Annotated in this window: 18 protein-coding genes and 1 pseudogene; 1 reads left to right on the top strand and 18 read right to left on the bottom strand. The window is 65.8% G+C overall.

What is annotated here, in order from left to right; translation table 11 throughout:
- Nucleotides 1–34 precede the first annotated feature (34 nt).
- From R4P57_RS16740 to R4P57_RS16795, 12 genes and pseudogenes are all read right to left on the bottom strand, one after another.
- A pseudogene (locus R4P57_RS16740) lies at nt 35–2,284 on the bottom strand (RelA/SpoT family protein); the annotation flags it as partial.
- 306 nt (nt 2,285–2,590) lie between these two features.
- Complete coding sequence (locus R4P57_RS16745) at nt 2,591–3,130, bottom strand: adenine phosphoribosyltransferase (protein WP_317803918.1); 540 nt, start codon at nt 3,128–3,130, stop codon at nt 2,591–2,593.
- Nucleotides 3,127–4,830, bottom strand: coding sequence for an ABC transporter substrate-binding protein (locus R4P57_RS16750; RefSeq protein ID WP_411742380.1), 1,704 nt, complete (start codon nt 4,828–4,830; stop codon nt 3,127–3,129). The genes R4P57_RS16745 and R4P57_RS16750 overlap by 4 nt, the downstream gene beginning before the upstream one ends.
- A 24-nt stretch (nt 4,831–4,854) precedes the next feature.
- Entirely contained in the window at nt 4,855–6,036 is a 1,182-nt protein-coding gene (secF, locus tag R4P57_RS16755; protein WP_317803920.1) for a protein translocase subunit SecF, read from the bottom strand.
- Between the two features lies 1 nt (nt 6,037).
- Nucleotides 6,038–7,819, bottom strand: coding sequence for a protein translocase subunit SecD (gene secD, locus R4P57_RS16760; RefSeq protein ID WP_317803921.1), 1,782 nt, complete (start codon nt 7,817–7,819; stop codon nt 6,038–6,040).
- Nucleotides 7,820–7,981: 162 nt separating this feature from the next.
- A complete protein-coding gene (yajC, locus tag R4P57_RS16765; RefSeq protein WP_317803922.1) occupies nt 7,982–8,392 on the bottom strand; it encodes a preprotein translocase subunit YajC in 411 nt (136 codons plus the stop codon).
- Between the two features lie 138 nt (nt 8,393–8,530).
- Nucleotides 8,531–9,559: a Holliday junction branch migration DNA helicase RuvB gene (gene ruvB, locus R4P57_RS16770; RefSeq protein WP_317803965.1), complete on the bottom strand. Its 1,029-nt coding sequence runs from the start codon at nt 9,557–9,559 to the stop codon at nt 8,531–8,533.
- Nucleotides 9,560–9,613: 54 nt separating this feature from the next.
- Nucleotides 9,614–10,219 (bottom strand): Holliday junction branch migration protein RuvA, encoded by a 606-nt coding sequence (gene ruvA, locus R4P57_RS16775; protein ID WP_317803923.1) that lies wholly within the window; start codon nt 10,217–10,219, stop codon nt 9,614–9,616.
- The gene (ruvC, locus tag R4P57_RS16780; RefSeq protein WP_317803924.1) at nt 10,216–10,833 is read right to left on the bottom strand and encodes a crossover junction endodeoxyribonuclease RuvC; all 618 of its coding nucleotides are present in this window, start codon (nt 10,831–10,833) and stop codon (nt 10,216–10,218) included. Before ruvC ends, ruvA begins: the two co-directional genes overlap by 4 nt.
- 107 nt (nt 10,834–10,940) lie before the next feature.
- Nucleotides 10,941–11,699 (bottom strand): YebC/PmpR family DNA-binding transcriptional regulator, encoded by a 759-nt coding sequence (locus R4P57_RS16785; RefSeq protein ID WP_317803925.1) that lies wholly within the window; start codon nt 11,697–11,699, stop codon nt 10,941–10,943.
- An 87-nt stretch (nt 11,700–11,786) separates the two neighbouring features.
- Complete coding sequence (pdxT, locus tag R4P57_RS16790) at nt 11,787–12,389, bottom strand: pyridoxal 5'-phosphate synthase glutaminase subunit PdxT (protein WP_317803926.1); 603 nt, start codon at nt 12,387–12,389, stop codon at nt 11,787–11,789.
- Entirely contained in the window at nt 12,386–13,237 is an 852-nt protein-coding gene (locus R4P57_RS16795) for an acyl-CoA thioesterase II (protein ID WP_317803927.1), read from the bottom strand. Before R4P57_RS16795 ends, pdxT begins: the two co-directional genes overlap by 4 nt.
- Before the next feature lie 41 nt (nt 13,238–13,278).
- Between R4P57_RS16795 and R4P57_RS16800 the strand changes: the two genes are divergently transcribed.
- Nucleotides 13,279–13,929: a hypothetical protein gene (locus tag R4P57_RS16800; RefSeq protein ID WP_317803928.1), complete on the top strand. Its 651-nt coding sequence runs from the start codon at nt 13,279–13,281 to the stop codon at nt 13,927–13,929.
- A 10-nt stretch (nt 13,930–13,939) separates the two neighbouring features.
- Here the strand turns inward: R4P57_RS16800 and pdxS are convergent, their stop codons facing one another.
- The 6 genes from pdxS to R4P57_RS16830 all read right to left on the bottom strand — a co-directional run bounded on the left by pdxS (nt 13,940) and on the right by R4P57_RS16830 (nt 19,338).
- Nucleotides 13,940–14,881, bottom strand: a complete 942-nt coding sequence (gene pdxS / locus R4P57_RS16805) for a pyridoxal 5'-phosphate synthase lyase subunit PdxS (protein WP_317803929.1) — start codon at nt 14,879–14,881, stop codon at nt 13,940–13,942.
- Between the two features lie 157 nt (nt 14,882–15,038).
- Nucleotides 15,039–16,064: an NUDIX hydrolase gene (locus R4P57_RS16810; RefSeq protein WP_317803930.1), complete on the bottom strand. Its 1,026-nt coding sequence runs from the start codon at nt 16,062–16,064 to the stop codon at nt 15,039–15,041.
- Nucleotides 16,064–17,188 (bottom strand): glycosyltransferase family 4 protein, encoded by a 1,125-nt coding sequence (locus R4P57_RS16815; protein WP_317803931.1) that lies wholly within the window; start codon nt 17,186–17,188, stop codon nt 16,064–16,066. Before R4P57_RS16815 ends, R4P57_RS16810 begins: the two co-directional genes overlap by 1 nt.
- The gene (locus tag R4P57_RS16820) at nt 17,185–18,090 is read right to left on the bottom strand and encodes a phosphatidylinositol mannoside acyltransferase (protein ID WP_317803932.1); all 906 of its coding nucleotides are present in this window, start codon (nt 18,088–18,090) and stop codon (nt 17,185–17,187) included. The genes R4P57_RS16815 and R4P57_RS16820 overlap by 4 nt, the downstream gene beginning before the upstream one ends.
- Nucleotides 18,087–18,770 carry a phosphatidylinositol phosphate synthase gene (pgsA, locus tag R4P57_RS16825; protein ID WP_317803933.1) on the bottom strand — a complete coding sequence of 228 codons (684 nt, stop codon included), beginning with the start codon at nt 18,768–18,770 and terminating at the stop codon, nt 18,087–18,089. Before pgsA ends, R4P57_RS16820 begins: the two co-directional genes overlap by 4 nt.
- Nucleotides 18,771–18,795: 25 nt before the next feature.
- A complete protein-coding gene (locus R4P57_RS16830) occupies nt 18,796–19,338 on the bottom strand; it encodes an HIT family protein (protein ID WP_032397953.1) in 543 nt (180 codons plus the stop codon).

Consider the following 19,338-nt stretch of genomic DNA (forward strand, 5'->3'; position numbering starts at 1 on the left):
TGCTCACCCTCTCGTCGCTTGTGTGGACTGCCGCTCAGGCCGCAGACGTCAGGCGATACACGTCGTACACGCCCTCGACGTTGCGCACGACGTTCAGCACATGACCGAGGTGCTTCGGGTCACCCATCTCGAAGGTGAACTTGCTGATCGCAACCCGGTCCCCCGATGTGGCAACCGACGCCGAGAGAATGTTGACCTTCTCGTCGGCGAGCGCCTTGGTGACGTCGGAGAGCAAACGGTGACGGTCGAGTGCCTCGATCTGGATGGCAACCAGGAACACCGAGGACGCGGAGGGAGCCCACTGAACCTCGATGAACCGTTCGGACTGCTCTTCGAGTGATCGTGCGTTGGTGCAGTCGGTGCGGTGGACACTCACCGATCCACCACGGGTGACGAATCCGAGGATCTCGTCTCCCGGCACCGGAGTACAGCACTTCGCGAGTTTCGCGACGACACCCTCGGCACCGGTGACCAACACTCCCGCGTCGCCGACCTGACGGGGTCGAGTCGGGATGGTCGACGGTGTCGACCGCTCGGCGAGCTCTTCCTCGACGTCGCCGACGCCACCGAGATGGGCGACCAACCGCTGCACCACGTGGCGAGCGGACACGTGATTCTCGCCGACCGCGGTGTAGAGCGCGGAGACGTCGACGTACCGTAGCTCGTGCGCGATCGCCGACATGGACTCGGCATTCATCAAGCGCTGCAAAGGAAGTCCGCCTCGACGGACATCCTTGGCGATGCCGTCCTTGCCTGCCTCCAGGGCCTCCTCGCGGCGCTCCTTGGCGAACCACTGGCGAATCTTGGTCTTGGCTCGCGGTGAAGCGACGAACCCCTGCCAGTCCCGGCTCGGACCGGCAGTGGCAGCTTTCGAGGTGAACACCTCGACCACTTCACCGTTGTCGAGAGTTCGTTCCAGTGCGACGAGTCGACCGTTGACCCGTGCGCCGATACAGCGATGCCCCACCTCGGTGTGCACCGCGTACGCGAAGTCGACCGGACACGATCCGGCAGGCAGGGTGACGACATCGCCCTTGGGAGTGAAGACGAAGATCTCCTTGACCGCGAGGTCGTAGCGCAGCGACTCGAGGAACTCCCCCGGATCGGCAGCTTCTCGCTGCCAGTCGAGAAGCTGGCGCATCCACGCCATGTCGTCGACCTCGGCATTGTCCTGCGAATGCTTGCCCTTGGTCTCCTTGTACCGCCAGTGTGCAGCGATGCCGAACTCGGCTGTGCGGTGCATGTCCCGCGTACGGATCTGCACCTCGAGAGGCTTGCCCTCGGGTCCGATCACCGTGGTGTGCAGCGACTGATAGACGCCGTAACGCGGCTGCGCGATGTAGTCCTTGAAACGGCCCGCCATCGGCTGCCACAGCGAATGCACCACACCGACGGCGGCGTAGCAGTCGCGAATCTCGTCGCACAGAATGCGGACGCCCACCAGGTCGTGGATGTCGTCGAAGTCGCGGCCCTTGACGATCATCTTCTGGTAGATCGACCAGTAGTGCTTCGGGCGACCCTCGACGACCGCACTGATTCTCGACGCGGCGAGTGTCGCGTTGATCTCGGCCCGAACCTTCTCGAGGTAGGTGTCGCGGGACGGTGCACGATCAGCGACGAGACGCACGATCTCGTCGTACTTCTTGGGATGAAGAATCGCGAACGCCAGGTCTTCGAGCTCCCATTTGACCGTGGCCATTCCGAGCCGATGGGCAAGCGGCGCAATAACTTCCAGCGTCTCTTTCGCTTTGCGCGCCTGCTTTTCCGGCGGTAGGAACCGCATGGTGCGCATGTTGTGCAACCGGTCGGCGACCTTGATGACCAACACCCGTGGATCGCGCGCCATCGCGATGATCATCTTGCGGATCGTCTCGCCCTCGGCTGCAGTTCCGAGCACGACCTTGTCGAGCTTGGTCACTCCGTCCACGAGATGAGACACCTCGTCGCCGAATTCCTCGGTCAACTTGGCGAGCGAATATCCGGTGTCCTCGACGGTGTCGTGCAGCAGCGCCGCAACCAGGGTGGTCGTGTCCATCCCCAGCTCGGCCAGAATGTTGGCCACGGCGAGCGGATGCGTGATGTAGGGATCGCCGGACTTGCGCATCTGCGAGGCATGCAGCTCGTCCGCTACGTCGTAGGCCCGCTGCAGCAACGTCAGGTCGGCCTTGGGATAGAGCTCGCGGTGCAGGCTGACGAGTGGCTCGAGCACCGGCTTGACCGCCGCGCTGCGTCCAGCGGTGATGCGGCGCGCCAGACGTGCTCGCACCCGCCGCGATGCCGAGGTGGGGACAGGCGCCGAATTACGGGTTCCCGACGGAGCCTGCGAATCGGTCGCCGCCGGGTCGTGGGGAACCGGAGTGTCGACGGCCGGGCGGGCATCACCGGACGCGGACTCGTCGGTCGTGACGACGCCGACACCGGTCCGATCGGTAACTCCGGTCTGATCGGCAACTGTGGGCCGCTCGGGGACGGCAGGCCGATCGGGCAAGGGCTGATCGATGTAACGGGTCACTCTCATCACCTCCTGCCACACGTTCCGCGCTGTCGCCGGAAGTATCCGGTCAACGCATTATGAAAGAGACTTTAGTCCTCATACTCGAACCAGGCAGCCGAGCGGGTAGCCACTGCACTTGTCGCGCCCTCCCAGAACAGCGATCTCGAGAACGACAGCGGCACCGGCGATCACCGCTCCCTGCTCGGCCAACAACCGAGCCGTCGCATCGACGGTACCGCCGGTCGCCAGAACGTCGTCGACCACGAGCACTCGTTTTCCGGCTACGTCGATCGCAGTCGGGATCTGCAGTTCGGCGGTTCCGTACTCGAGTTCGTACGACCGTGAATGCACCGGAGGCGGTAGCTTGCCCGCCTTGCGCACCGCGAGCACACCGCACCCGAGTTCGAGGGCAACGCCGGCCCCCAGCAGGAATCCCCGTGCGTCGATACCCGCCACCAGATCGACGTCCTCGAAGCCCTGCGCCAACTCCGACACGACGCTGCGCAGCGCCGGTCCGTCCGCGAACACCGGTGTCAGATCGCCGAAGCGCACACCGGGGACGGGGAAGTCGTCGACCCACCGCGTCAGCCTGGTCACGGCAGCGGCAGCACCCACTCGATCACCTGCGTCGTTCATCGAAGAAGCACCCACCGATCCATGTTCCATCCGGCACCAGCGGCCGTCGGGTTGGGCACCACGTCCTGCATGCCGTCACTGACGACAGTGGTACGCGGCTCGTTGTACAGGGGAAGCGAGGGCATGTCGTTCCACAGGATGTTCTCGCCCTCGCCGGCCAGCGCCAGTATGCGCTCGGGATCGTCGGTCACCGCCAACTGATCGACGATGGAATCGATCCTGCCGTTGCTGTATCCGCCGACGTTCAGACCGATTCCCGTCCGCAACGAATACCGGGCGGTGACAGCGGCAGCCGAACCCGACGGTCCGGGAAGTGATCCGCTGCTACCGAGGACGGCATCGACCGCTCCGGCCCGCAGTGCTGAAGGTGTGAAGTCCGGTGAGCTCGCATCCTCGACGGTGATGCCCGCGGCGGCACAATCGGCGGCCATGCGACTGACCACCTGGGCGCGGCGCGCGTCCGGTCCCCGGTAGCCGACACGAACGGTCAGGGCGTTCTCGCCCGCAGCCTCCAGTTCTCGGCTCGCCTGGTCCAGGTCCGAGCGCTGGTACCGATCGCCCACCACCGTTGCGACCGATGGATACTCGAGCGTGTCGGGCTGGACGAGACGAGAGTCGACGACGCCCGAGCCCAGACCAGCCGCTGCCGCCTCGAAACCGGGGTGACCCAGTGTGTCGAACAGATCCGATCTCGGGATGCACGCGGCCACTGCTCGACGTGCACTCGCGTCGGCCAGGATCCCCTGAGTTGCGAACGTCAACTGCTCGACGCCTCGCGACGGTTCCTCGGTGGTCGTGAATCCCTCGGTGGCCCCGAGATCGACAGCACCGGCACCGTGGTCGACCACGTCCAGCGATCCGTCCGAAGACTTCGCCGCCAGGTCGGTGCCCTTCGGCCAGACGACCACCTGCTCGGTCTGGGGTGGGTTTCCCCACCAGGCGTCGTTCGCCACGAGCACGAGACCGTCCTCGGCGGAGTAGGACTCGACGCGGTATGGGCCGGCCGAGGGCAGCAGCGAGAGGTCGATCGAGCCCGGTGTCAGGGTCCACCCGGTGTTCCAGAAGTCGGCGATGCGGCTCACGACGTCGTCGTCCTCGGCCAGGATGGGATCGACGACGTTCGGCACGCCCGCTGCCCGAGCCGCGACATGTGCCGGTAGCAGGTCGGTGGCCCCGAACAGGGCACGCCAGTTCTGGTAGCTGCGGCCGGACGCGAAGACGACCGTGGCTTCCTTGGCCCCCGGAACGCAATCGATGCGCTGGATGTCGGAGTACCCGGCCGTCGACGCCGCGTCGAACATGGGGCGGTCGGTCGCGAACCTTCCGCTGTTCGCCGCCCACGCCAACACCAGATCGTCACAGGCCATCGGCGCACCGTCCGAGTACGTCGCGGCCGGGGCGATGGAGTACTGCACGGTCAGGGTATCGCCGGGAACCACGGACACGGTCCCGATGTCGTTGTCCGACAACGCGTCTCCCTCGGGCCCGAGGTAGCTGAAGCCCACCTGCACCCGAGTGAACGCCTGCCGGGCTCCCGACGCCGCGCCGTCGACGGTTCTCGCGTTGTAGGTGTTCACCACGTTGTCGAACGAGTAGCCGATCGAGGGCACCTTGTCCTCGGGCGACGAACACGCGGTGATGGACACCGCAGCGAGACCCGCCACGACCAGTGCCGCGCTCCACCTGCGTTTCACGTGCACTCTCCGTCCGTGTCGAGGGTGGTTCTACCGACGCTTCTTGTTTCGCTTCCCGGTGGGGCGGTTACCCGGCTGCGGAGCCGACGCCTTGGGCGCGGCTACGCCGACGGCCACCGGCTCCGGAGCGAGACCGGCTGCGCGAGCTGCTGCTTCGGCGCGCTTGGCGTGGACCTTGCGCGTGTGAGCTGCCACGGGGCCCCACTTCTCCTTGAGCGTCACCAGCAACGGAGTGGCGAAGAAGATCGACGAGTAGGCACCGACGATCATGCCGACGAGTTGCACCAGCGCCAGATCCTTCAGTGTGCCGACTCCGAGCAGCCAAACCGCCACGACCATCAACGCGACCACCGGCAGCACGCCGATCACGGTCGTGTTGATCGAGCGCATCAGGGTCTGGTTGACGGCCAGGTTGGCCTGCTCCGCGAACGTCTTGCGATGCAGGTTGAGGATGCCCCGAGTGTTCTCCTCGACCTTGTCGAACACCACCACCGAGTCGTACAGGGAGAAACCGAGAATCGTCAGCAGACCGATCACCGTCGCCGGAGTCACCTCGAAGCCGACGAGCGAGTACACACCTGCGGTGACGATGAGGTCGAAGGCCAGGGCGGCCAGGGACGCGAAGGCCATGTCCCGTTCGTATCGAACGGCGATGTAGATGCTGACGACGACCAGGAAGACCGCGAGCGCGATCAGCGCCTTCTGGGTGATCTGGCCTCCCCAGGTCTCGCTGACGTCGGACACACTGATGGCATTGGGTGTAGAGGTGCCCGAGTTGTCCTGCGGCTGGAATGCCTCGAACAGTGCCTGACGCAGGCTGTCCACTTCGGCGGAGTCGAGTGCCTCGGAACGGATCTGCACCGTTGCCGCCGCCCCGGATCCGACGGTCTGCACCGACACCGGTGCCATCCCGAGCGAGTCGTTGTAGACGGTCTCCACCTGCTCGGTGGAGATGTTGTCGGCGGCAGGCAGCGCGATGCGCGTTCCGCCCTCGAAGTCGATGCCGAGCGTGAAGCCACGGACCAGGAAGCTCAGCAGGCACACCAGCACGATGACGCCGGTGAGGATGTAGTAGAACCGGCGACGACCGACGATGTCGAAGGCCCCTGTGCCGGTGTACAGCCGGGACAGCCAGCTGTGCTTGGGCTGGGTGGATTGATCGACACTCGAATCGTCGAGGGGCGATGGGGTCGACGTGGTCGTGTCCGACATGTCATGCCTCCTTCGACGGCGCAGTGCCGGTCTTGACGGCGAGTGCCTTGTTGGCCGCGCGCTTGCGCTCGAGCGCGATCTGCTGAACGGCACCGAGACCGTTGACGGACGGCTTGGACCAGAACGTGGATTTCGAGGCCAGGTACACAAGCGGCCAGGTCACCAATACCACGACGATGATGTCCAGGATCGTCGTCAGTCCGAGGGTGAACGCGAAACCGCGGACCTGACCGACGGCCAACACGTAGAGCACCGCGGCGGCGATGAAGCTGACTGCGTTGCCCGACAGGATCGTCTTACGTGCGCGTGCCCAACCGCGAGGAACCGCCGATCGGAAGCTGCGGCCCTCCCGGATCTCGTCCTTGATGCGCTCGAAGAACACCACGAACGAATCGGCGGTCATACCGATTCCGATGATCAGGCCTGCGATGCCGGCGAGGTCGAGCGTGAAGCTGATCCATCGACCCAACAGAACGATGATTCCGTAGACGACGAGACCGGCCAATACCAACGACAGCGCCGTGAGCAGCCCGAGGGCGCGGTAGTAGAGCAGGCAGTACACCAGCACGAGAGCGAGACCGATGGCACCGGCGATCAGGCCGGCCTCGAGCGAGGCCAATCCCAGTGTTGCCGACACCGTCTCGGCCTCCGAGGACACGAAGGACAGCGGCAAGGAGCCGTACTTGAGGGTGTTGGCGAGCTCGGACGCGGTCTGGTTGTTGAAGTTTCCGGTGATCGAGGTGGCGCTGCCAGCGGGAGTGGCACCCTGGATGACCGGCGCACTGATCACCTTCGAGTCCAGCACGAACGCAGCCTGCTTCTGCAGATTGGCCGCGGTGAACTGAGCCCAGGTGTTCGAGCCGTCCGTGTCGAACGTCAGGCTGACCTGGAACTGGGCCTGCTGACTGTCGAACCCGGAGGTCGCGTCGGATATCTGCTGACCGTCGATGATCGTGGGTCCGAGCAGATAGACGGCCGTTCCGTCGGTCGAGCACGCCACGAGGGGAAGCGCCGGATCGTCGTTGCCGGCGAGCGGGTCTGCGGCGTTGCAGTCGAGCGACTGCATGGCCAGCTGCTGGATCTGCTGATCCTCACTCTGCCGGAGCGTTTTGGCGTCGGAGATCTCCTGCGCTGCACGCTCCGAGTCGGACAGGGTCGCATCGGTGGCGGGATCGTCGGCCGCCGGTGCGTCGGTGGCAGGCGCATCCGTGGCAGGCGCATCCGTGGCGGGGGCGGGACTCGGATCGACCGTCGTCGGATCCTGCGCCGGAAACACACGGTTCTGCGGAGTGGCCGGATCTGCAGGCGCAGCCGGATCCGCCGAAGCAGCAGGGTCTGCCGGCACCGCCGGGTCGACCGGCGCGGCCGGGGTCTGCTGCGAACCCGCACTCTCGCCCGCCGAGGGAGCAACGGAGCCCACCACCGGTCGGATGAACAGCCGTGCGGTCTGCCCCAGCGTGCGCGCCTGGGAGCTGTCGTCGCCGGGCACCGTGATGACGAGGTTGTCGCCGTCGACGACCACCTCGGACCCGGTCACACCGAGACCGTTGACGCGAGTCTCGATGATCTGCTGCGCCTGTTGCAGGCTGTCCTGCGTCGGTGCGTTGCCGTCGGGGGTCCGCGCGGTGAGTGTCACGCGAGTGCCGCCCTGCAGGTCGATTCCCAACTTCGGCGAGGGGTCTTTGTCTCCGGTGAAGAAGACCATGGCATACACCGCCGCCATCAGCACCGCGAAAACGGCGAGATAGCGGGCGGGTTGCACCGGTCCGCTGGAAGGTGCCACGGTGTGTGTTTCTCCTCTGAGGCGATGGAAAGTGTCGGTTCCTGCAGGGCCTGGCGGCCCGATGTGTCAGCGGTGAGCGGTGCGATTGTGCACCACATCGGTCACCGCAGAGAAAACCGCTGCCGGATACTGTCTCCGACAGCGGTTCGACTCACATCGTGCTCACTCTTTTTCGAGCCTCTTCGACGTCTGCTCGACGGTCTCGTCCGGCCTGCTCGCGTCTGCCTTGCTCAGGGACGGTCCTGCGGTGTCGTTCGAGCCCAGGGCCGCGATGTCCGCCTCGGTGGTGGCGTCGATGTCGGTGTTGTCGAACTCGGCGTCGTCGGGGAGCACCTCACGTACCACTGCACGCGACCAGGTGGTGATGACGCCGTCGGCGATCTCCAGGTCGATCGTGTCGTCCTCGACCAGGACGACTCGGGCGTACAGGCCGGCGGTGGTGACGACCTCGTCGCCGATCTTCAGCGAGTCCTGCATTTCCGTGGTCTTGGCCAACACCTTCTTCTGTCGACGCGCATTGAGAAACAGCGGTACCAGAAGGGCCACGATCAGCAGCGGGAACAGCAAATCCATCGGAAGGTCAGTCCTCGAAGTCGGGTTCGAAATACGTCATTGTCTCGTGCGAGAACGTCGCCGGTGCGGGCCTCGCAGCTACCCAGTGTGCCATTACCTGGAACCGGTCCGGTCCGTTCGTGTCCTGTTGTGCCCGATTCACTCGAATAATCCCTGCGCAACCTCCGAGGATCGGACCGAAATTCCACCCACTGCGAGGTCCGGCGGCGGCGTCAGACCGAGGTGCTGCCATGCAGCAGCGGTCGCGACGCGCCCGCGGGGGGTGCGGGCGATCATTCCGGCACGCACCAGGAACGGCTCGCACACTTCCTCTACCGTCGACGGTTCCTCGCCGACGGCGACGGCCAGGGTCGACACCCCCACCGGCCCTCCGCCGAAGCTCCGGATGAGCGCGCTGAGTACTGCGCGGTCCAGGCGGTCGAGCCCGAGTTTGTCGACGTCGTAGACCACCAGGGCGGCCTTCGCGGTGTCCTGGGTGACGGTGCCGTCGCCGCGGACGTCCGCGTAGTCGCGGACTCGACGGAGCAGTCGGTTCGCGATTCGGGGGGTGCCGCGCGAGCGCCCGGCGATCTCGGCGCAGCCGTCCCGGTCGATCGGCACGCCCAGAATTCCCGCCGACCGCATCAGGATGCGTTCGAGTTCGCTCGGCTCGTAGAAATCCATGTGCGCCACGAACCCGAATCGATCTCGCAGTGGGCCGGTGAGCGCACCCGACCGGGTGGTGGCACCGACGAGAGTGAACGGTGCGACTTCGAGTGGAATCGACGTCGCTCCCGGCCCCTTGCCGACGATGACGTCGACGCGGAAATCCTCCATCGCGAGGTACAGCATCTCCTCGGCCGGACGGGCGATGCGATGGATCTCGTCGATGAACAGCACGTCGCCTTCGACCAGGTTGCTGAGCATCGCGGCAAGATCGCCTGCCCGCTCGAGCGCCGGACCCGACGTGAGCCGAAGCGAGGTTCCGAGCTCGGCGGCGATGATCATCGCCATACTCGTCTTGCCGAGGCCCGGCGGCCCGGACATGAGGATGTGATCGGGGGTACCGCCACGCATCTTGGCACCCGACAATACGAGCTGGAGCTGCTCGCGCACCCGAGGTTGACCGATGAAATCGGTGAGGTTCTTCGGACGCAGACTCGTCTCGACATCCAGATCGTCGGACATCGCGTCCGCACCGACCTGGGATTCGGCGAACTGGTCTTCCTCGGTCACCCGGGCCTACCTGGACTTTCCGAGGTACGCCAGAGCCGACCTCAACGCGGTCGACGTCGTGGCCTCGGGCTGCTGGGCGAGTACCGCGTCGGTGGCTTCCTCTGCCTGCTTGGTGGGGAATCCGAGACCGATCAGCGCTTCGACGATCTGGTCTCGCATCGAATTGCCCGCACCGGATCCCGGCACGGCAGAGCTTCCGGCGCGTCCGACCACCGCGTCGACCTTGTCGCGCAACTCGACGACCATTCTCTCCGCGCCGCGCTTACCGATACCGGGAACTCTGGTCAGAGCTCCGATATCGCTGTCCGCCAAGGCCGTTCGCAGCGCATCGGGCTCGTGTACGGCAAGAGTTGCCATGGCGATTCGCGGGCCGACGCCGGTCACGGTGAGGAGCAACTCGAACAGTTCACGCGACTCCTTGTCGGGGAACCCGTACAGCGTCTGCGAGTCCTCGCGCACGATCATGGTCGTCAGGAGGGTCGCTTCGCTCCCCCGGTGCAGCGTGGCCAACGTCGCCGGAGTGGCATTGACGCGGTACCCGACGCCCGCAGCCTCGAGCACGACGTGATCGAGCGCGATGTCGAACACCGAACCCCTGATCGACGCGATCATCGTGCGCCCGCCTCCTTCTTGGCCAATTTCTCGATCCTGCGTGCCACGACGGCGCGAGCCTTGCGCTCCTCGGCCAGGCGCGCGTCGTACTTGCGTTTCTGTTCGGCTGCCATGGCTTCGGCCTTCGCCATCCGGGCGATCATGGGCGCTCGCCAGCAATGACAGATTCCGAGGGCCAGCGCGTCGGCCGCGTCCGCGGGAGTCGGTGCCGTCTGCAGACCGAGAATGCGCATGACCATTGCGGTCACCTGTGCCTTGTCGGCCGAGCCGTTGCCCGTGACGGCGGCCTTGACCTCACTGGGAGTGTGAAAGCAGACGTCGACGCCGCGCCTGGCCGCCGCGAGGGCGATGACGCCACCGGCCTGGGCCGTGCCCATGGCCGTACGCACGTTGTGTTGGGCGAAGACTCGCTCGATCGCCACCACCGAAGGCTTGTGGGTATCGAGCCAGTACTCCGCGGCCTCGGAAATCCGCAGCAAACGTTGTGCGAGATCCATGTCCGCGGGCGTTCGCACCACATCGACATCGAGCGCGACCACCGTTCGGCCCGCGCCACCCTCGATCAGACTGAGCCCACACCTGGTCAGACCGGGGTCGACACCCATCACCCGCACGCCACCACACCTTCCGCTTACGAACTGTTGTTCGATAGCGTAGCGGAGCCCACCGTCGGATCAGGGATACGACACCCGGTCGATCACTGCGTCGGATGCGAGGGGCGTCAGTCCTCGTCGTCGAGCTCCGCCATGACCTCGTCGGAGAGGTCGACGTTGGACCACACGTTCTGGACGTCGTCGCTGTCCTCGAGTGCATCGATGAGCTTGAACACCTTGCGTGCACCGTCCGCGTCGACCGGGACGTTGACCGAGGCCTGGAAGCTCGCCTCGGCCGAGTCGTAGTCGATTCCGGCCTCCTGCAAGGCGGTGCGGACGGCGATCAGGTCGGTCGGCTCGCTGACGATCTCGAGAGTGTCACCGTTGTCGTTGACTTCCTCGGCACCGGCTTCGAGGACGGCCATCAGAACGTCGTCCTCGCTCTGACCGTTCTTCTCGAGGGTCACCACACCCTTGCGTGAGAACAGGTACGACACCGAGCCCGGATCGGCCATGTTTCCACCGTTGCGGGTCATTGCCACCCGTACCTCGCCTGCGGCGCGGTTGCGGTTGTCGGTGAGGCACTCGATCAGGATGGCCACGCCGTTGGGCCCGTAGCCCTCGTACATGATGGTCTGCCAGTCGGCACCACCGGTCTCCTCGCCTGCACCTCGCTTGCGCGCCCGCTCGATGTTGTCGATGGGCACCGAGGTCTTCTTCGCCTTCTGAATGGCGTCGAAGAGCGTCGGGTTGCCTACGGGATCACCGCCACCCGTGCGGGCGGCCACCTCGATGTTCTTGATGAGCTTGGCGAAAGACTTGCCGCGTCGGGCGTCGATCACCGCCTTCTTGTGCTTGGTGGTGGCCCATTTTGAGTGGCCGCTCATGCGATAGGGCCCCTTCCTGCTCGAAATCAGTGTTGTCGACTTTACTCGCCCGGTACCGCGCTCGGCACCGACCGACCATCGAAGGTTCTAGCGGCCTCGCACCATGTCGACGAACAGTGCGTGCACTCGATCGTCGCCGGTGACCTCGGGATGAAAGCTCGTCGCGAGCACGGAGTTCTGGCGAACGGCCACCACCCGTCCGGCGGCCGGTCCGTGCGGAACGGTGGCGAGCACCTCGACGCTCTCGCCCACCCGCTCGACCCAGGGCGCGCGGATGAACACCGCTCGGACGGGCCCACCGTCGATGCCGGTGACGTCGAGATCGGTCTCGAAGGAATCGACCTGACGACCGAAAGCGTTGCGCCGCACGGTGATGTCGAGGGAATCGAGATGTCGGGCGTCGGGCCTGGTGTCGAGAATCTCGGACGCCAGCAGAATCATGCCCGCGCACGATCCGTAGGCGGGCAGGCCCTCGGCCAACCGGGCACGCAACGGTTCGAGCAGGTCGAACACGCCGAGCAGGTTGCTCATGGTCGTCGATTCCCCACCGGGGATGATCAGCCCGTCGATCTGCGCGAGTTCGGCCGCACGCCGCACGGTGACGCCGTGCGCGCCGCTCGACTCCAGGGCAGCCAGATGTTCGCGAACGTCGCCCTGCAGGGCCAGAACTCCGATGGTCGGAGCGCTCACTTGCGGCCGAAGGGATCGACGTGGGGCGCGTTGGCATCCCGTTCGTAGCGCATCAGCCCTTCTTGCACCACAGCGGCAACCATGCGCCCGGACGTGTCGAAGATTCGCCCTTGAGCCAGCGCCCGCCCGAAATCGGCTGACGGTGACGTCTGGTCGTAGAGCAACCATTCATCGGCCCGGAACGGCCGCAGGAACCACAGCGCGTGATCGAGGGAGGCCGTCTGCGTGACGGCGTCCGGATGCGGCACCTTGGCCGATCCGATCAATGTCATATCGCTCATGTATGCGAGCGCACAGACGTGGAACACCTGGTCGTCGGGCAGCTTGTCTCGGTAACGGAACCAGACTCGTTGCTGCGCAGCGAAACTCGGGTGTTTGACGGTCTGGTCATCGGGAATGAGACGGATGTCCCACTCCGACCACTCCTTGTAGTACGAGTGGTCGTACTCGGCGAGGGTGGTGGGATCGGGCAGGCTGTCCGGCCCCACGACCTCGGGCATGACGTCCTGATGCGAAATGCCCTCGTCGTCGCCGTGGAACGAGGCAGACATCGTGAAGATCGCCTTGCCGTGCTGAATTCCGGTCACTCGGCGCGTGCAGAACGAGCGCCCGTCCCGAATCCGATCGACCATGAACACGGCCGGTTCGTTCGGATTGCCCGGACGCAGGAAGTAGCCGTGCAGCGAGTGCACACGAAACTCGGGGGCCACGGTGCGCACCGCCGCGACGAGCGCCTGACCCGCCACCTGACCGCCGAACGTACGGGGCAGCCGACTCGGGAAAGTCCGTCCCCGATAGATATCGTTCTCGATCCGTTCCAATTCGAGAATGTCCTCGATGCTGGCCATGGCTGGTGTCCACCTTTCTGTGACAACGGCTCAGGCTAACAATGGACGGACCAGGCAAGATGGTCGGCGTGGGTCAACCGGTGCCGATATTTCCCGATCTTCTCGTGGAGTCGATCGTCGATTCGTGCCCGGACGGGGCCCGATCGATCGTCGTGATCGACGGCGCGGATGCCGCGCGGCCGGTCGACTTCGCAACGCGCACAGCCGAACACGCCCACTCTCGGGGCCGTCCGGCTGCCGTCGTCGACCTGCACGACTACGTCCGACCTGCGTCCATTCGATTCGAGTACTCGCGCACCGACGAATTGAGCTATCGCACACTGTGGTTCGACTACGACGCCATCGTTCGAGAGGTCATCGCCCCGCTGCGACCTGGTGGCGGAGGTCACTTTCTACCGCGACTGTGGGATGAGGCGACCGACCGATCGGCACGGGCCCGCAGCACCTCGGCGGCAGCGAATCAGATCGTCCTGATCGCGGGCCCCATGCTGCTCGGACGGGGATTGAACGTCGATCTGTCGGTGCATCTACGCCTGTCCGCGAGCGCATTGCGCCGCCGAACCAGCGCCGACGAGCAGTGGACCTGCGCCCCGCTGCTCACGTACTACGAGAGCCTTGGCTTGTCGGCCGAGCGGCCGGATTTTCTGGTCCGCTGGGACCATCCGGACCGCCCGGCACTCGAACGCAACTAACCGAGGACCGTCACCAGCCGCGCTCGGCGAGACGGTGTCCGACGGGGAGGTCGTCGACGTTGATTCCGACCATCGCCTCGCCGAGACCGCGCGAAACCTTGGCGAGCACGTCGGGGTCGTCGAAGAAAGTGGTGGCCTTGACGATCGCCTCGGCGCGCTCCTTGGGGTTGCCGGACTTGAAGATTCCCGATCCGACGAACACGCCCTCGGCACCGAGCTGCATCATCATCGCTGCGTCTGCGGGAGTGGCGATGCCACCGGCGGTGAACAGTGTGACGGGCAGCTTGCCTGCCCGGGCGACCTCGACGACGAGGTCGTACGGGGCCTGCAGTTCTTTCGCCGCCACGTACAGCTCGTCCTCGGGAAGCGAGGTGAGGCGACGGATCTCGTCGCGAATCTTGCGCATGTGCGTCGTCGCGTTCGAGACGTCGCCGGTTCCGGCCTCGCCCTTGGAGCGAATCATGGCCGCGCCCTCGGTGATTCGGCGCATTGCCTCACCCAGGTTGGTGGCACCACAGACGAAGGGAACGGTGAAGTTCCACTTGTCGATGTGGTTGGCGTAATCGGCCGGGGTGAGTACCTCGGACTCGTCGATGTAGTCGACGCCGAGGCTCTGCAGAATCTGCGCTTCGACGAAGTGGCCGATGCGGGCCTTCGCCATCACCGGGATGCTGACCGAGGAGATGATGCTGTCGATCATGTCGGGATCGCTCATTCGCGACACCCCACCCTGGGCGCGAATGTCGGCGGGGACGCGCTCGAGTGCCATGACGGCCACAGCTCCGGCGTCTTCGGCGATCTTGGCCTGATCGGCGGTGACCACGTCCATGATGACGCCGCCCTTGAGCATCTCGGCCATGCCCCGCTTGACGCGCGCGGTGCCGACTCCGTTCTCGCCGGATCCACCGTCGCCCGATGCGGCGGGCGTGTTCGAGGCGTGTGGGGTAGTCAAGGGAAACTCCTGTGTTCTTCGACGCTGTTGCGGCGCTCCGGGCTGATAGGTGCGATCGCGCGCAGCGCGATGTCGCGTCCAGAACTGTAGGCCTCGACGCGAGGGTTTCCCATAACCACTTGACGATTGCTGGACTGCTCGAAAAGGGTCCAGATTGCTAGCGGATAGCGCGCACGTCCGGGTCGCCGCGTCGAGCGAGAGCCACGTTGACCTCGTCGAGCAATTCCGCCAGGTCCTGGGGATAGACGTTCTCGCCGACGGCGCTCAGCGCACGGATGTCGGCCTCGGTGCACCACTGGTGGCCGGTCACGGTGCGGCGCTCGAAGTCGGTGAAACCAGCGCTGTGTGGCTCGAACTCTTGCGTTCGGATCGCGAAGAACAGTTCCTCGGAGCGGATCAGGGTTCCGTTGAACGGGAACGTCGCAACCCGACGCCACAGTGGACCGCGCAGATCGGCCGGGGTAATCGTCAGGCCGGTCTCCTCGTGTACCTCGCGCACCGCTGCCTCGCGGAGCGATTCGCCCTTCTCCACTGCCCCACCGATGGTGAACCAGAAGAAGGTGTCGGGAACCGTCGGATCGTGTCCGCGCAGCAGCAGTACGCGGCCACGCTCGTCGAGCAGCACCACCCGCGCGGACGTTCTCGGGGTGGCGCGGTTCTCGCTGCCGAACGCCGCGGCAGCAGACCGCTCGGCAATCTCGAAGTACGACGGCAGGGCCGCGGTTCCGCCGAGGTGCAACCAGCGGACGGGACGTCTGACGCGCAGTGCCAGGGTGTCGCGAACGGCATCGTTGTGAAACCGTCGTGCAATCAACACGCGGGCCTCGGCGTCCGCCAGTTCGGCGACCAGTTGCGGGGGTAGGGCGTTCGGTTCGACGACGGCCAGAGCCTTGGACACTGCGTTCTCGGCCTCTTCGCGCTGAGATCGGTCGACGCGTTCGGCCCGATCGGCCAGTGCGGCAAGTTCTCTGCTCGACGGGGCCGAGTCTCGGGTGGCAGCGGACACCGCGCGCGCGACGACGGCACGGCGGGCGAGTGCTGCGTCGAGCGCCTGCCAGGCGAGGTCGGTGCGCACGTGTAGGCGGTCGAGTCGGTTCGCCGTTCCGTAGGCCCACAGGCCGACGACGAGGATCAGTACCGCGACCAGCCCGAGTACCAGGATCGTGAGCGCCGAGAGGGTCATCAGTTCGCCGCCCGCACTTTCTGGCCCCCGAGGGTGACGGTTTCGTAGACACGCAGAATTTGCTCGGCGACGACGGGCCAGTCGTAGGTGGCCACTGCCACCGAGGCGGCGTCGACCAGGCGCGCACGAACAGCGTCGTCGGACAGGATCGAGGTCACTGCGGCGGCGACGGCATCGGAATCGTCGATCGGGACCAGCAACCCGCAGGTGCCGTCTCGCAGAACTCGCCGGAATGCGTCGAGTTCGCTTGCCACCACGGGTGTTCCGGCGGCCATGGCCTCGACGAGGACTATGCCGAAGCTCTCGCCGCCGAGGTTGGGTGCGCAGTAGACATCGGCGCTGCGCATCGCGGATGCCTTGGTCGCGTCGTCCACCTGGCCCAGAAATTTCAGGTGCGAAGCGAGTGCGCCGGCGTCCTTGCGGAGCTTGTCCTCGTCGCCGCGGCCGACGATGAGGATCTCGATGTCGGGATGGGATTCGACGAGGGCGGGAAGAGCGCCGAGCAGGACCGCCATTCCCTTGCGCGGTTCGTCGAAACGGCCGAGGAAGAGCACCGTGCGACCGGCGCGCGGATAGCCTTCCAGCACAGGCGCATCGGCGAATGCGGGCACGTCGACTCCGTTGGGGATCTCGACGGCGTCGGATCCGAGAGCCTCGACCTGCCAGCGACGGGCCAGCTCGGACACGGCGATTCGACCGCTGATCTTCTCGTGATACGGGCGTAGGACTCCCTGGAACGTGCTGAGAAAGAGGGACCTGGTGGTGGAGGTGTGGAAGGTCGCCACGATCGGGCCGTCCGCGGCCTTCAGAGCAAGCATCGACAGACTGGGGGCGTTGGGTTCGTGGATGTGGAGCACATCGAAATCGTTGTCCGAGATCCACTTACGGACTCTGGAGTAGGTGATCGGTCCGAATTTGAGGCGTGCGACCGACCCGTTGTAGGGAATGGCCGTTGCTTCGCCTGCCGAAACGACGAAGTCCGGCAGCTCGACGTCCTCCGATGCCGGTGCGAGGACGCTGACGCGGTGGCCACGTTCGATGAACACCTCGGCCAGCTGCTGAACGTGAGCCTGCACCCCGCCCGGAACGTCGAACGAATACGGGCACACCATGCCGATCTTCACGCGCCCTCGATTCGGGCGCGTCGCTCGGCCGACCAGTCGCTCATCCACAGCGGCTGCAGCATGTGCCAGTCCGCCGGATGGGCTCGGATTCCGGCAGCGAAATGATCGGCCAACGTCTGGGTTGCAGGCCCGACCCCGGCCGAGACATCCACTGCGGGCGAGATGTCGAATCCCCAGCCGTCGCCGTCGAAATAGCCGTGCACCGGCAGCAGCGTCGCCCCGGTGTCGATCGCGAGTTTCGCTGCGCCCGCGGGCATCCGGGTCGGTTCACCGAAGAAGGTGACCGGCACCCCGTGCTTGGCGAGGTCTCGTTCGCCGAGCAGGCAGACGACCTTGTTGTGGCGCAGCCTTTCGGACAGCGCGAGCAGGGGCGGTTGCTCACCGCCGCTGAGCGGAAATATCTCGAAGCCCAGGCTCTCCCGATAGGCGACGAATCGCTGGTACAGAGATTCCGGCTTCAGCCGTTCGGCAACGGTCGAGAGCCCACCGTGCGTGCGCACCAGCCACATTCCGGCCATGTCCCAATTGCCGCTGTGCGGCAGCGCCAGCACCACTCCCTTACCGGCCGCGAGTGCACCCTCGAGATGCTCCTTGCCGTTCACACACCGATCGATGACGGCGGCCTGCGCAGCCAGATCCATCGACGGCAACCGAAATGCCTCGCGCCAGTACCGGGCGTAGGAGCGAACGCTGTCGCGAATCAGCTCGTCGGGCACCTCGGCGGGAGTGGTCCCCAGGACGCGAGCGAGATTGCGACGCAGCTGATCCGGTCCACCGCCCCGCGTCGCCGCGAAGTCGGCCCCGCGATCGAACAGGCGTCGTGCCACCGGCTCGGGCAGAGACCGGACCAGGCGCCAACCGGCCGCATAGCCCGCGTCGCTCGCCCTGTCGGAGAGAGTCACGACGCGGCCACGTCGCCGTCGTCGGATGCCGGTGCCACCGGAGGGACGATGATGTCGCGAGCACCCTCGGATCCACGGACTGCGAGAACGCGCTGGAACACGGTCACGATGCTCAGGGCGGCGAGAATCCACATGGCCGGGTAGATCACGCTGTCCAGCCACTGAATGTCGAAATGCCTTCCGACGCCGGTCAACCCGGCTCCGACGAGAACGATGACCAGGCGATCGGGGCGCTCGATCCAACCACCGTCGGCCGAGAGTCCGCTGGCCTCGGCGCGCGCCTTGGCGTAGGAGATCACCTGGGAGGTGACCAGACAGATCAGGGTGGCCACCAGCAGCAGCTTGTCCTGCTCGGAATAGACCGCCCACCAGGCCAACCCGCCGAAGATCGCGCCGTCGGCCACCCGATCGCACGTCGCGTCGAGGACGGCACCGTACTTGGTGCCACCGCCCCGAGCCCGCGCCATGGCACCGTCGAGCATGTCGAACAACACGAACAGGGTGATGACGATCGAACCCCACCACAGGTAGCCGGCGGGGTACATCGTGACCGCGGCCGTGACGGTGACGACGGTGCCGATGATCGTCACGGAGTTGGGGGTCAGCCCTGTGCTGTTGAGGGCGCGCCCGAGCGGGGCGGTCACCTTCGACACCGGCGCACGGCCGAAAATGCTCAGCACGGCGCGTGCTCCTCTCGCCTGTGGTTCATTCGTTCCAGGCCGACGCGAGCAGGGCCCGAGTGTCGCGGAGCAACTGCGGCATGACTTTTGCGCCGCTGATCACGGTGATGAAGTTCGCGTCGCCGCCCCACCGGGGCACGATGTGCTGATGCAGGTGCTCGGCCAGCGACCCGCCAGCGGCAGCGCCGAGGTTGAGTCCGACGTTGAACCCGTGTGGACGTGACACTCGCTTGATGACGCGAATCATCTGCTGCGTGAACGCCATCAACTCGGCGCTTTCTGCGGGCGTGAGGTCTTCCAGCGCCGCGACACGGCGGTACGGCACGATCATCGCGTGGCCGGGGTTGTAGGGGTACAGGTTGAGCACCGCGTACACCGATTCGCCTCGTGCGACGACGAGACCGTCCTCGTCGCTCATCTTGGGAATGTCGGAGAACGGCTCGTTCGACTTCGCCGAGCCCTGGGGAGCCTCGGCGATGTAGGACATCCGGTGCGGCGTCCACAGTCGCTGCAGCCGATCGGGCTCACCGGCCCCGGTGACGACGATCGACTCGTCCTGTTCCGACAT

This window comes from Rhodococcus sp. IEGM 1330 (genome assembly GCF_033142445.1).
Classification (GTDB): Bacteria; Actinomycetota; Actinomycetes; order Mycobacteriales; family Mycobacteriaceae; genus Rhodococcoides.